This is a genomic window from Ruegeria sp. B11 (assembly GCF_056539785.1).
Window position 1 is genome coordinate 27,936 of sequence record NZ_JBQFVO010000003.1, and the last position, 12,388, is coordinate 40,323.

At 60.8% G+C, this 12,388-nt stretch carries 12 protein-coding genes; 11 read left to right on the forward strand and 1 reads right to left on the reverse strand.

Features of this window, described 5'->3' with window-relative positions:
* The first annotated feature begins 5 nt into the window (after positions 1–5).
* The 5 genes from cobN to cobJ are packed head-to-tail and all read left to right on the forward strand — an operon-like array spanning position 6 to position 6,532.
* Positions 6–3,299, forward strand: coding sequence for a cobaltochelatase subunit CobN (gene cobN, locus ACR0I1_RS11900; RefSeq protein ID WP_480706628.1), 3,294 nt, complete (start codon positions 6–8; stop codon positions 3,297–3,299).
* Positions 3,296–4,423, forward strand: a complete 1,128-nt coding sequence (gene cobG / locus ACR0I1_RS11905; RefSeq protein WP_480591747.1) for a precorrin-3B synthase — start codon at positions 3,296–3,298, stop codon at positions 4,421–4,423. The genes cobN and cobG overlap by 4 nt, the downstream gene beginning before the upstream one ends.
* Positions 4,423–5,052, forward strand: a complete 630-nt coding sequence (locus ACR0I1_RS11910) for a precorrin-8X methylmutase (protein WP_480706630.1) — start codon at positions 4,423–4,425, stop codon at positions 5,050–5,052. The genes cobG and ACR0I1_RS11910 overlap by 1 nt, the downstream gene beginning before the upstream one ends.
* On the forward strand, positions 5,049–5,777 hold the full coding sequence (locus ACR0I1_RS11915; protein WP_170401239.1) for a precorrin-2 C(20)-methyltransferase: 729 nt from the start codon (positions 5,049–5,051) through the stop codon (positions 5,775–5,777). Before ACR0I1_RS11910 ends, ACR0I1_RS11915 begins: the two co-directional genes overlap by 4 nt.
* Positions 5,774–6,532 (forward strand): precorrin-3B C(17)-methyltransferase, encoded by a 759-nt coding sequence (cobJ, locus tag ACR0I1_RS11920; RefSeq protein ID WP_170732866.1) that lies wholly within the window; start codon positions 5,774–5,776, stop codon positions 6,530–6,532. Before ACR0I1_RS11915 ends, cobJ begins: the two co-directional genes overlap by 4 nt.
* Here cobJ and ACR0I1_RS11925 read toward each other — a convergent pair.
* Positions 6,529–7,260, reverse strand: a complete 732-nt coding sequence (locus ACR0I1_RS11925; RefSeq protein WP_480706632.1) for a cobalt-precorrin-6A reductase — start codon at positions 7,258–7,260, stop codon at positions 6,529–6,531. The genes cobJ and ACR0I1_RS11925 overlap by 4 nt on opposite strands.
* On the opposite strand from ACR0I1_RS11925, the gene cbiE reads away from it, so the two are divergent.
* From cbiE to cobF, 6 genes are read left to right on the forward strand one after another with little or no spacing between them, the layout of a single operon-like run.
* Entirely contained in the window at positions 7,259–8,458 is a 1,200-nt protein-coding gene (gene cbiE, locus ACR0I1_RS11930; RefSeq protein ID WP_480706634.1) for a precorrin-6y C5,15-methyltransferase (decarboxylating) subunit CbiE, read from the forward strand. The genes ACR0I1_RS11925 and cbiE overlap by 2 nt on opposite strands.
* Positions 8,455–8,823, forward strand: coding sequence for a cobalamin biosynthesis protein (locus ACR0I1_RS11935; protein WP_170391855.1), 369 nt, complete (start codon positions 8,455–8,457; stop codon positions 8,821–8,823). The genes cbiE and ACR0I1_RS11935 overlap by 4 nt, the downstream gene beginning before the upstream one ends.
* A complete protein-coding gene (cobM, locus tag ACR0I1_RS11940) occupies positions 8,820–9,614 on the forward strand; it encodes a precorrin-4 C(11)-methyltransferase (protein ID WP_480562342.1) in 795 nt (264 codons plus the stop codon). The genes ACR0I1_RS11935 and cobM overlap by 4 nt, the downstream gene beginning before the upstream one ends.
* On the forward strand, positions 9,601–10,923 hold the full coding sequence (locus ACR0I1_RS11945; RefSeq protein WP_480706980.1) for a cobyrinic acid a,c-diamide synthase CobB: 1,323 nt from the start codon (positions 9,601–9,603) through the stop codon (positions 10,921–10,923). The genes cobM and ACR0I1_RS11945 overlap by 14 nt, the downstream gene beginning before the upstream one ends.
* Positions 10,920–11,648: a uroporphyrinogen-III C-methyltransferase gene (gene cobA, locus ACR0I1_RS11950; RefSeq protein ID WP_480706636.1), complete on the forward strand. Its 729-nt coding sequence runs from the start codon at positions 10,920–10,922 to the stop codon at positions 11,646–11,648. The genes ACR0I1_RS11945 and cobA overlap by 4 nt, the downstream gene beginning before the upstream one ends.
* The gene (cobF, locus tag ACR0I1_RS11955) at positions 11,641–12,384 is read left to right on the forward strand and encodes a precorrin-6A synthase (deacetylating) (protein WP_170512199.1); all 744 of its coding nucleotides are present in this window, start codon (positions 11,641–11,643) and stop codon (positions 12,382–12,384) included. The genes cobA and cobF overlap by 8 nt, the downstream gene beginning before the upstream one ends.
* The last annotated feature ends 4 nt before the right edge of the window (positions 12,385–12,388 follow it).

Sequence of the window (12,388 nt, forward strand, 5' to 3'; positions counted from 1 at the left end):
GACTTATGCACGTCGTCTTCCGCGAAAGCCATGGGCTCGAAGAAACCGAGACCCCGACCGATCTGGGTCAGAGCCCGGCGGACCTTGTGGTGCTGTCCTTTTCCGACAGTGACCTTGGCGCTTTCGCGGCGGGATGGCATCGTGGAAGTGGGCCTGAAGGACGCATGCCAACGATGCGGCTGGCCAATCTGACGGCGCTGAAGCATCCCCTCTCAGTCGACACATATGTCGAGCAGACACTGGAGGGCGCAAAGGGCATCCTGATCCGTCTGATCGGTGGAGTGCCCTATTGGGCCTACGGCTTGCAGCAGGTTCTGGCGCTGGCGCAGGCCAAAGGGATTGCACTGGCCGTGCTGCCCGCAGACGGTCGCGAGGATACGCGGCTGGATGATTACTCTACCCTGCCTGTCTCGACCCTGCGGCGGCTGGCGCATCTGTGCGACACCGGCGGTGAGGTCGCAGCGCAGGCCGCTCTGGCGCAGATGGCACTGGCTGCGGGGTTGTATGCAGGTCCGGTCATGGGCGCGAAGACCATCCCTGAATGCGGTGCCTGGTGCCCAGATCGCGGCGTGATCCCTGCAGAAAACGCTCTGCCCGGTGATGCGAAACGTATCATCGTAACCTTCTATCGTGCTTATCTGACCTCGGCGGACACAGCCCCAATCGCAGCGCTGATCCGCAGCTTGCGCGCGCGAGGTTTTGAGGCCGTCGGCCTGTTTGCCCCGTCGCTCAAAGCACCAAATGCCGCCGATTGGCTGCGCGAGACCATTGTGGCGCTGAAGCCTTCGGCGATCGTCAACGCCACCTCATTCTCAGGCAAGGGCGCATCAGGCACCTCACCTCTCGATGTGGCAGAGGTGCCGGTCTTTCAGGTCGCGCTGGCCACGTCACGCCGCAAAGCGTGGGCCGAAGCGGAACGTGGCCTTTCACCAGCTGATCTTGCCATGCATGTGGTCCTTCCGGAAGTGGACGGGCGGATCAACGCGGGCATCGTATCCTTCAAAGAGCCGGGCAAACGCGACCCGCATCTCGAGTATTCTCGCTTCGCTCATCGGGCTGAACCCGAACGGATCGAAGCCATCATCAACCGCATCTCCGGCTGGCTGAACCTTCACGACAAACCCAAAGCGGAGCAGGTTCCGGCGCTGGTACTATCGACCTATCCCGGCAAAGACTGGCAGATGGCACATGCAGTGGGTCTGGATGCGCTGGCCTCGGCTGAGGCAATGTTGCTCGATCTGCAAGGCGAAGGGTATGACACCGCGCCTGCCGAGCCGATTGCTGAAACTCTTCTTGATGCCCGGATTTCATGGCCGCTAGAGGATTATCAGGCGGCGCTGGCGGCGCTGCCGGAAACACTCCGCGCCGATCTCAATAAGGTTTGGGGCACTCCCGAAGACGACCCTGCTTTCACAAATGGCGCGTTCCACTTCACTGCGCTGCGTCGCGGAAAGGCTCTGATCGCGCTGCAGCCCGAGCGCGGCACACCCGAACTGCGCGATGACGACTATCACGATCTGTCGCGCACACCGCGCCACGCCTACGTCGCCTTTTACTTGTGGCTGCGCAAAGGATTGGTCGCGGATGCGCTGATCCATATCGGCGCACATGGCACGCTGGAATGGTTGCCGGGAAAATCAGTCGCCTTGTGCAACGAATGTTGGCCCGAGGCGTTAATCGGCGATCTGCCGGTGATCTACCCCTTCATAGTCAACGACCCCGGCGAGGCCGCGCAGGCCAAGCGTCGGATCGGGGCGGTTACGTTGGGCCATATCCCACCCCCGATGAAGGAAAGCGGCACACCAGATCGCATGGTGCGGCTGGAATCGCTGTTGGACGAGTTCTCGAACGCGGACGGGCTAGACCCCAAACGCCGCGATCGCCTGCAGGAAGATATCCGGGACGAGGCGCAGGCGATCGGGCTGGAAAGCGATCTTGGCCTCGATCAGGCCACCTGTACCGCCGAGGCGATCACGCGCATTGACCGATTTGTCTGCGACATCAAGGAAAGCCAATTCGGAGATGGGCTGCATATCTTTGGGCGCGTCCCCGATGTGACGGGTAATTTCGACGCTGCCCCCTCAGCCCAAGCTGAACGCTCTGCCCTGATTGACGCTTTAGCGGGCAAACGGATCGAGGCCGGGCCGTCCGGATCCCCCTATCGCGGACGTACGGATGTATTGCCGACCGGGCGGAATCTTTTCACGACCGACCCGCGCTCGGTTCCCACGCGCGCGGCCTATACACAAGGCGTCAAGCTCGCTGAGGAACTGGTTCGGCGGCACCTGCAAGAAGAAGGCGACTACCCCAAGGGCTTGATCGTCGATCTATGGGGTTCGGCCACTATGCGCACAGCGGGCGAGGAATTCGCCCTGGCGCTGCACCTGCTGGGGGTGAAGCCGGTTTGGGATAAAGGGTCTGAGCGGGTCTCGGGCATCGAAGTGTTGCCGATCACCGATCTCAGCCGCCCGCGACTGGACGTAACATTGCGCGTCTCAGGTCTTTTCCGGGACGTGTTCCCGACGCTTTCCGCGCTGTACGGTCAGGCTGTCCGCGCATTGACCAAACGAGATGAAGCACCCGATTGGAATCCTTACGCCGGTCAGGAGCCTGCGGCGCGGGTCTATGGGCCAGCCCCCGGCAGCTATGGTCTGAACATGACTCATCTGTCCGAAACCTATACGGATGAGGCACGCGTGCAGGCGGGTGAGGCTTGGCTGGACGCCAGTTCCTTCGCTTTGGAAGGTGAACACATCGCGCAGGATAAGGACGGTATCTCGCAACGCGTCGCCAACGCCGACAGCTTTGTGCACCTACAGGACCTGACCGAGACGGACTTGCTGCTGGCCAATGATTATGCAACGCACGAGGCCGGATTTGCCGCCGCCAAGAAAATCACCGGCGGTACTGCGCAGCTTTATCATCTGGACAATACCAACCCGGACAACCCGCGCGCCCGCACCCTGCCCGAGGAAATCAGCCGCGTCGTCTATGCCCGCGCCGCCAACCCGGGATGGATTGCCGGAATGCAGCGGCACGGGTTTCGTGGTGCCGCTGAAATCGCGGCGACGCTGGATCATATGGCATCTTTCGCGCATCTGTCCGGCACAGTCGCACCGCATCTGTTCGATCTGTACCACGACGCCACGCTGGGCAATGAAGAGGTCGACGCCTTCCTGCAACAGGCAAACCCGCAAGCACATCAGGCCATGCAGGATCGGTTCCGGGCACTGCTGGAGGCAGGGCTATGGCATACCCGCCGGAACTCGATCCGCGCCGACCTGGAGGGGTTGGGATGAGTGCGCCCATCGTGCAGGGCTGGTGCCCCGGTGCCCATCGCCCGATGATGTCCGGTGATGGGCTGGTCGTGCGTGTGCGCCCTCGGCTGGCGCGCCTGGATGCCCAACAGGCGATAGGGCTGTGCGAATTGGCGGAACGGTTCGGCAATGGCACGATCGACCTTACCAACCGCGCCAACCTTCAGCTGCGTGGAGTAAAGGAAACCGACCATCAATCCTTGTTGGCCGCGCTTTCCTCGCTGAACCTGCTGGACGCCGAACCCGGAATCGAAATTCGCCGCAACATTCTGGTCTCGCCACTCTATGAAGCCGGTGATCTGACCGCTCGGCTGACACAGGAATTGATCCAGCGTCTGGCCGAGCTTCCGGATTTACCTGCCAAGTTCGGCTTTGCCATCGACACAGGTTCCGAGCGTTTATTGGCCGATGACTCGGCTGATATCCGGCTTGAACTCGGTTCAGGCGGCCTGATCTTGCGCGCGGACGGGGCTGAAACCGGGCGAGCGGTAAGCGAAGCCCAAGCCATCGACCTAATGATCGCGTTGGCGCAGTGGTTTGCGCAAACCCACACAACCGAGACCCGCCGCATGGCGCGGACCGTTGCCACATATGGTTTGCCCAGCGAGTGGCAAGGCAGCGCGCCCGGCCCCATTGGCGTGCCTCTTCAGCCGGGAGCCTGCGTGCAGGGGACACTCTATGGCGCTGCCTTTGGGCAGCTACCGGCGCGGCAACTCCATTTGCTGATCGAAAACAGCAACGCCACTGCCCTGCGGGTCACACCATGGCGGCTGTTCCTGTTGGAAGGCGGGACGGCGATACCCGCCCTTGACTTTGTCACAGATGGCACCGACCCGCTGAGAACAACCGACGCCTGCCCCGGCGCGCCATACTGCCCGCAGGCGCAGGTCGAAACCCGCGGTGTGGCGCGCGCCCTGGCCGCGCGCGTTGCAGGCAGCCTGCATGTGTCGGGCTGCGCCAAGGGATGCGCCCGAATGGGTCCGGCCGATGTCACTTTGGTTGGTAATTCCGGACGATTTGACCTTGTCAAACAAGGCCGCGCGGGGGATGAGCCCTGCCAACGCGGCCTGACCGAAGAAACACTCATGACCATGGACTTCACCTGATGCCCTATGAATACGAAACCGACGGCGCGGCGATCTACAAGCAGAGCTTTGCCACCATCCGATCCGAGGCTGATCTGGCCCGGTTCGATGCCGATGAAGAACAGGTCGCCGTTCGGATGATCCACGCCGCAGGGATGGTCGGGCTGGAAGAGTTCGTCCATTTCTCGGACGGTTTTGTCTCGGCAGCGCGTTCCGCGCTGGAAAATGGCGCGCCGATCCTGTGTGATGCCCGCATGGTCAGCGAAGGCGTCACCCGCTTTCGCCTGCCCGCTGACAACGAAGTGATCTGCACCCTGCATGACGAGCGTGTTCGCCCTCTGGCTGCTGAAATGAGCAACACGCGCTCTGCCGCCGCGCTAGAGCTGTGGCGTCCGCATCTGGAAGGAGCACTGGTCGCGATCGGTAACGCCCCTACCGCGCTTTTCCACCTGCTGAACATGTTGGAAGATCCCGACTACCCACGCCCCGCTGCCATTATCGGCTGCCCGGTGGGCTTCGTCGGAGCGGTCGAGTCCAAGGATGCCTTGTGGGAGGCGCAGCCCGTACCCTCCTGCATCGTCAAAGGCCGTTTGGGAGGCAGTGCGATCACCGTAGCCGCAATCAACGCCATCGCGAGCCGCGCGGAATGAGCGGGGGTAAAATATACGGCGTGGGCCTCGGCCCCGGCGATCCGGACCTGATGAGTGTCCGTGCGGACCGCCTGCTGCGCAATGCACGCCACGTGGCTTTTTTTCGCAAACCTGGGCGCACGGGTCAGGCCCGCAAGATCGTCAATGGAATGATCCCCGGCGACGCCATCGAGTTTCCAATGGAGTACCCGGTAACAACCGAAATCCCGGTGACGGATCCAAGGTATAATGAACTCCTTTCGGTGTTTTACGAAGACTGTGCCGCACATCTGAAATCGCTTACCGAAAATGGTGAGGATGTAGTGGTCCTGTGCGAAGGCGATCCGTTCTTCTATGGATCATTTATGCACCTTTACAATCGATTACGAGACATATCTGAAGTCGAAGTCGTACCTGCCATAACTGGCATGTCCGGCGCTTGGACCGCAACCGGTGACCCGATAACTTGGGGCGACGATGTCCTCACGGTTCTTGTTGGAACCTTGCCCGAGGATACGCTGACTGAACGCATGACCCAGACCGACGCGCTGGTTGTCATGAAGATCGGGCGGAACTTCGACAAGGTAAAGCGCGCGCTGAAACAGGCCGGGCTGTATGACCGCGCGTGGATCGTCGAATACGCTCAGATGCCGAACCAACGGGTCTGCAAACTGTCTGATAATTGCGAAGGGATCACGCCCTATTTCTCAATCATTCTGGTTCATGGACAGGGACGCCGACCATGAGCGGTTGGGTCAAGATCGCTGGCCTTGGGCCTGGAAACGAAGCACTGGTCACTCCCGAAGTCACTGCCGCTCTGGCAGAAGCGACGGACGTGGTTGGCTACATCCCTTATGTTGCTCGGGTGGCCGAGCGAGAGGGGTTGACCCTGCACGCCAGCGATAACCGGGTCGAGATCGACCGCTCTCAGCACGCTTTGCAAATGGCGGCCGACGGTAAACGCGTCGTTGTAGTCTCGTCAGGGGATCCCGGCGTGTTTGCAATGGCCGCTGCGGTGTTTGAAGCGCTTGAAAACGGGCCGAAAGACTGGCGCGACATACAGATCGAAGTATTGCCGGGGATCACTGCGATGCTGGCGGCTTCGGCCCGCGCTGGGGCACCTTTAGGGCATGATTTCTGCGCCATCAACCTGAGCGACAACCTGAAGCCATGGCCACTGATCGAAAAGCGCCTCCGACTTGCCGCGCAGGGCGATTTCGCCATGGCGTTCTATAACCCTCGCTCGAAGTCTCGACCGGAAGGGTTTGAAAAAACGCTGGAAATCCTGCGGGAAGAATGTGAGCCGGAACGCCTGATCCTGTTCGCACGCGCTGTATCCCGCGAGGATGAGGCTTTGCGGATTTCAACTCTGGAAGAAGCCACGGCAGATATGGCGGACATGCAGACCGTCGTCATCGTCGGCTCGTCCCTGACACGCATAGTCGAGCGCAACAGCGCCCCGATCGTCTACACCCCGAGATTCACGCTGGCCAAGGATTAAGTATGCGCCAGCCAGTCCAAGACCTGCGTGACATTTGCCAACTCGGTCCGTTTCGGCAGGGTCGGACGGTCTATCATCAGAACCGGCAAGCCCAGCGCCCTTGCGGCATCCAGTTTGGCCCGCGCGCCGGTGCCACCCGCATTCTTGGATACAATCAATTGCGTATGGTGACGTTCCATCAAGGCCCGGTCCTCTTCAACAGTAAACGGGCCCCGCGAAACGATCACATCGCTTTTCGGAAGCGGCAATGCGTCCGGATCGTCTACAAGCCGCAAAAGATAGTGATGCTGAGGTTGGGCTGCGAAGTCATGAAGATGCATGCGGCCAACTGCCAGGAAGACGCGGCGGGCTGGACCGGCCAGAGCTTCAACCGCACCTTCAATATCCGGTACGTGCTGCCAGTTGTCCCCGTCTTGCGCGACCCAAGCAGGTCGCGTCAAAGCGGCCAAGGGCGTTGCGCCCCCCGCACAGGCTTCCACCGCATTTCGGCTCATCTGCGCCGCAAAGGGATGAGTCGCATCGACAACATGGGTGACGCCGTGCTCGTGAATGTACCGCGCCAGTCCCGCTGCACCACCAAACCCGCCCACGCGCATCGGCACGGGTTGCGAGCACGGGTTATCGACACGTCCGGCGTAGGAATATGTAGCGGGAATGCCTTGATCGGCAACCGATTTTGCCAGAGCATTCGCCTCGGTCGTGCCACCAAGAATAAGGAGGTTGGGCATGTCTGAAACTCCGTGGTTGACCGTTCTGGGTTTGGGCGAAGATGGACTGGATGGCCTGTCCCCTGCAAGCCGTCAAGTGCTGGACCGCGCTGAGATTGTCATGGGTCCGACACGCCACCTGTCGTTGATCCCAGACAGCGCGGCGGAACGGATTGAATGGCCGGTCCCATTTGCCGATGGCCTGCCAATTCTGACCGCATTGCGCGGTCGGCAAACCGTTGTGCTGGCCTCGGGTGATCCGTTCTGGTTCGGGGCCGGGTCCGTTATCGCGCGTAATTTCGAAACGAACGAATGGATTGCCCTACCCGGCCAGTCGACCTTTTCGCTTGCTGCTGCGCGGCTTGGTTGGCCGCTTGAAAACACGTTGACCTTCGGGCTACATGCCGCGCCTCTGACGCGCCTTCGCCCTCACTTGGCACCCGGCCTGCGCGCGATTCTCTTGCTGCGCGACGGCAAAGCCGTAGCCGAGCTTGCGACCTATCTGGGCGAAACCGATTTTGCCGATTGCACTCTGCACGTCATGGAAGCGCTCGGTGGCCCCCGTGAACGCGCGCGCAGCGTGTCGCTGACCGAGGCGTTGCTTGGAACCTTCGAACATCCGGTTTGTGTCGGTCTTGATGTCGCGGGTACTGGGCGTGCCTTTCCCAAAGCCTCGGGAAAGCCCGATGACATCTTTGAAACCGACGGCCAGATCACCAAGCGCCCCATTCGCGCGCTAACCCTGTCGGCGCTTGCCCCTCATCGGGGTGAGCATCTGTGGGATATCGGTGGTGGCACCGGTTCGATCAGCATCGAGTGGCTGATGTGTGATCCGACGCTAACTGCAACGACTATCGAGCCGCGTGCTGATCGGGCCGAACGCATTCGCCGCAATGCCAATACGTTAGGGCAGGATCGGTTGTGCGTTGTGCACGGTTCTGCACCAGAGTCGTTGGCTGATCTTGACCGACCCGATGTGGTGTTCATCGGTGGCGGTCTGAGTGCGGATCTGCTGAACTGGCTACACGCTAATCTTCAGGCCGGCACGCGGCTGATCGCCAACGCGGTGACATTGGAAAGCGAAGCGTTACTAGCTGAATGGCACGACAAGCTCGGCGGAGACCTGCTGCGCATCGAACTGGCGCAGGCAGCTGCGCTTGGTCCACGGCGAGGCTGGAAATCTGCCTACCCAGTGGTGCAGTGGAGCCTCACGTTATGATCGTCGCGGGGTTAGGTTTCTCATCCTCTGCTACGCTGGCCAGTCTTCGTGCCGCTTTCGAGCTTGCCTCGACAGGAAAAACTGTCGATGCCCTTGCGACCGTTGCGGACAAGGACGGACACACCGCACTTGCCGCGCTTGCAGAAGCAACTGAGCTGCCGGTACATTTCATTCCGGCAAATGATCTTGCCGAACAACGCACACTTACTTGCTCAACCCGCAGTCGCGCCACATATGGCACCGGCAGCGTGGCCGAAGCATCCGCTCTTGCCGCCGCCGGACATGGCGCGCGGCTGATTTCACCCAGACAAATCTCGGACGACCGGCTTGCAACCTGCGCCGTCGCCATCGGAGGACAGACATGACCGTTCATTTCATCGGCGCCGGACCGGGCGCCGCCGACCTGCTGACCCTGCGCGGGCGCGATATCATCGCCTCCTGCCCGGTGTGCCTTTATGCGGGTTCATTGGTACCCGAGGAGATTCTGGGCCACTGCCCCAAAGGCGCGAAGATCGTAAACACCGCACCCATGGATCTGGATCAGATCATGGCCGAAATCGAAGCAGCGCATAAAGCTGGACAGGACGTGGCGCGGCTGCATTCCGGGGACCTCTCGGTCTGGTCGGCGATGGGTGAGCAAATCAGACGTCTGAAAGAGATGGGTGTCCCGGTCAGCGTCACGCCCGGTGTACCCTCGTTTGCGGCTGCGGCTGCAGCGCTCGGGACCGAGCTGACACTGCCCGGTCTGGCGCAATCAGTGGTCTTGACCCGCACGCCCGGGCGTGCGTCTTCGATGCCGGAAGGCGAGACACTGAAAAACTTCGCTAAAACAGGTGCGACTTTGGCTATCCACCTTTCGATCGGAAATCTGGATAACGTCATCGCCGACCTGACACCTGCCTATGGGACAGACTGCCCGGTCGCCGTGGTCTACCGCGCTAGTTGGCCGGATGAGAAGATCATCCGCGCAACGCTTGCCACGTTGAAGGAGTCACTGGACAACAGCATCTCGCGCACCGCACTGATCATGGTTGGTCCGGCGCTTGCAGGTGAAGGGTTTGACGAAAGCTGTCTGTATTCCAAGACATATGACCGCCGCTATCGCCCTCAAAGCGCCGACAGTCCGTGGTCGAGCTGGAGCCATGGTGATGACTAACCCCCCCGGAATACTGATTTCCGCTCCGTCATCGGGTACAGGCAAGACCACTGTCATGCTGGGATTGCTCCGGGCTTTGGCCGAGGACGGCTTGACCGTACAACCGTTCAAAAGCGGGCCGGACTATATAGATCCGGCGTTTCACCGCGCTGCAGCGGGCCGTGCCTCGTTCAATCTGGATAGCTGGGCGATGGGGGAGCCGCTGCTAAGCGCGATCTCTGAGCAGGCCACGGGCGCGGATATTGTGGTGGCCGAAGGCTCAATGGGTTTGTTTGATGGCGTCGCCAAACCCGGAGAGCTGGGGCATGGGTCGAGCGCTGAAACGGCGCTGCGCATGGGATGGCCGGTCGTTCTGGTCCTGGATGTCGGAGGACAAGCGCAATCGGCGGCGGCGACCGCGCTTGGCTTTCGGATGTATAACCCCGATCTACCTTTTGCCGGCGTGATCCTGAACCGCTGTGCCAGCCCAAGACATGAGCGGCTGACGCGGCTGGGCATGGAACGGGCTGGATTGCCGGTTCTGGGCGTTCTTCCGCGCCGAGGTGATCTGACCCTGCCCGAAAGACATCTAGGCCTGATCCAGGCGGTTGAGCATCCGGATCTGGAAACGGCAATCGCCGGATATGCCGCATTCCTGCGTGAACATGTCGATTTGGTTGCGATCAAACGGGCGGCCTCCTCAGGCCCTGCTAGGCCATCGTCAGCCGCGCTGCCGCGACCCCCGGCGCAGCGGATCGCACTGGCCCGTGATGCAGCGTTTTCATTTACCTACCCGCATCTGCTGGAAGGGTGGCGCAGCGCCGGTGCAGAAATACTGCCCTTTTCGCCACTGGCAAACGAAGCGCCAGCTGCAGACGCTGAACTGGTCTGGCTACCGGGGGGCTATCCCGAGCTGCACGCAGGAACATTGGCGGCAGCAGATACATTCTTGACCGGGCTGCGCAAACACGCGGAAACGCGACCTGTGCATGGTGAATGCGGGGGGTACATGGCATTGGGGGAAGTTCTGGTCGACAAGGAAGGCGCGCCACATCAGATGGCAGGGTTGTTGGGTCTGCAAACCTCATACCAAAAGCGCAAATTCAACCTTGGCTATCGTAGGGCTGAGCTTTTGGCGTCGATGCCGGGCTTTGCCAAGGGTACCGCCTTGCGCGGACATGAGTTCCACTATTCCTCGATCATCGAACAACCTGACGCTCCTCTTGCGCGAGTCTTCGATGCCGAGGGGGCCGAAGGCCCTCAGACAGGATCGCGACGTGGCAATGTCACCGGCACATTTTTCCATCTTATTGCAGAGGCCTCGGCATGACCGGTTTTGTCTCTTTCATTGGCTCCGGTCCGGGTGATCCGGAGCTACTAACGCTCAAGGCCGTAGACCGGATGCAGAAAGCCGATGCGGTGCTGTTTGATGATCTCAGCAGCGGCCCGATCCTGACCCATGCGCGTGACGATGCTGATCTGGTTGGTGTTGGCAAACGCGCCGGTCGCCCTTCGCCCAAGCAGGATCACGTCAGCCGATTGTTGGTGGAGTATGCGCAGACCGGTCAGCAGGTGGTACGCCTGAAATCCGGTGACGGAGGATTGTTCGGTCGACTGGAAGAAGAACTGGTCGCGTTGCAGGCAGCCGGCATCAAGTACGAGATCATTCCCGGCATCCCCTCTGCCGTCGCGGCGGCAGCTGCAGCTGGTATTCCTCTGACCCGACGCCTGACTGCACGTCGCGTTCAATTCGTCACCGGGCATGACGTAAGTGGCAAATTGCCGACCGATCTGAACCTTCCCGCCCTGGCTGATGCTAGCGCGACGACGGTCGTATTTATGGGCAAGCGCACTTTTCCCTTGCTGGTCGAAGCCCTGAGCGCGCATAGCTTGCCGTTGGACACGCCTGCTTTGATGGCCGAATCTGTTTCAACTCCCGAGCAATCCTTGGAGCGCTCCACAATCGGAGACCTGTCCGACAAGCTGCGATCCGAGGTTGGAACCGCCCCGGCCCTGATCCTGTATGGCCCGCTGGCAGAGTTCGAAGATGTTTGAACTGATTCTGATCGGAATCGGCACGGGTAATCCCGACCACCTGACCTTTCAGGGGGCGAAGGCGATCAGATCAGCGGACCTGATCCTGATCCCGCGAAAAGGAGAGAACAAAGCTGATCTGGCCGGTGTGCGCGAAGACATCATCACGCAGGTCACCGACAAACCTGCACGGATCGCCTATTTCGACGTTCCCAAACGCCGGGCAGATGACGGCTATCTCCGAGGCGTCGACGAATGGCACGACGCAATTGCCCTGCGCTGGCACGAGGCGATTTCAGCCTACCCGGACGCGCAGAAGGTGGCGTTGCTGATCTGGGGTGATCCGTCGCTGTATGACAGTTCGCTAAGAATTGCAGCGCGGCTGGACCCGCAACCACAAGTCCAGGTTATGCCGGGAATCACAGCGTTGCAGGCGTTGACTGCAGCCCATGCGATCCCGATCAATGATCTGGGCGCGCCCTATGTCGTGACCACAGGCCGTCGCATCCGCGATGATGGATGGCCTGAAACGGCGTCGAAAGTGGCCGTAATGCTGGATGGCGAATGCTCGTTCCAGAGCCTGAAGATGACCGATTATGACATCTGGTGGGGGGCATATGTGGGCATGAAAGAAGAGATTCTGATCAAAGGCCCATTGGCGGATGTGGCGCAAGACATTCTGGATACCCGCGCGCAGGCCCGTTCTGATCACGGCTGGATCATGGATATCTATTTGCTGAAGAAACGTGCGGCCTGACGCG

Excerpts from the sequence above, each read along its gene's own strand:
- cobF (WP_170512199.1), top strand. The coding sequence starts at position 11,641 with ATGTTTGAACTGATTCTGATCGGAATCGGCACGGGTAATCCCGACCAC.
- cbiE (WP_480706634.1), top strand. The coding sequence starts at position 7,259 with ATGTCTGAAACTCCGTGGTTGACCGTTCTGGGTTTGGGCGAAGATGGA.
- ACR0I1_RS11935 (WP_170391855.1), top strand. The coding sequence starts at position 8,455 with ATGATCGTCGCGGGGTTAGGTTTCTCATCCTCTGCTACGCTGGCCAGT.
- cobG (WP_480591747.1), top strand. The coding sequence starts at position 3,296 with ATGAGTGCGCCCATCGTGCAGGGCTGGTGCCCCGGTGCCCATCGCCCG.
- cobM (WP_480562342.1), top strand. The coding sequence starts at position 8,820 with ATGACCGTTCATTTCATCGGCGCCGGACCGGGCGCCGCCGACCTGCTG.
- cobJ (WP_170732866.1), top strand. The coding sequence starts at position 5,774 with ATGAGCGGTTGGGTCAAGATCGCTGGCCTTGGGCCTGGAAACGAAGCA.
- ACR0I1_RS11925 (WP_480706632.1), bottom strand. The coding sequence starts at position 7,260 with ATGCCCAACCTCCTTATTCTTGGTGGCACGACCGAGGCGAATGCTCTG.
- cobA (WP_480706636.1), top strand. The coding sequence starts at position 10,920 with ATGACCGGTTTTGTCTCTTTCATTGGCTCCGGTCCGGGTGATCCGGAG.
- ACR0I1_RS11945 (WP_480706980.1), top strand. The coding sequence starts at position 9,601 with ATGGTGATGACTAACCCCCCCGGAATACTGATTTCCGCTCCGTCATCG.
- cobN (WP_480706628.1), top strand. The coding sequence starts at position 6 with ATGCACGTCGTCTTCCGCGAAAGCCATGGGCTCGAAGAAACCGAGACC.
- ACR0I1_RS11915 (WP_170401239.1), top strand. The coding sequence starts at position 5,049 with ATGAGCGGGGGTAAAATATACGGCGTGGGCCTCGGCCCCGGCGATCCG.
- ACR0I1_RS11910 (WP_480706630.1), top strand. The coding sequence starts at position 4,423 with ATGCCCTATGAATACGAAACCGACGGCGCGGCGATCTACAAGCAGAGC.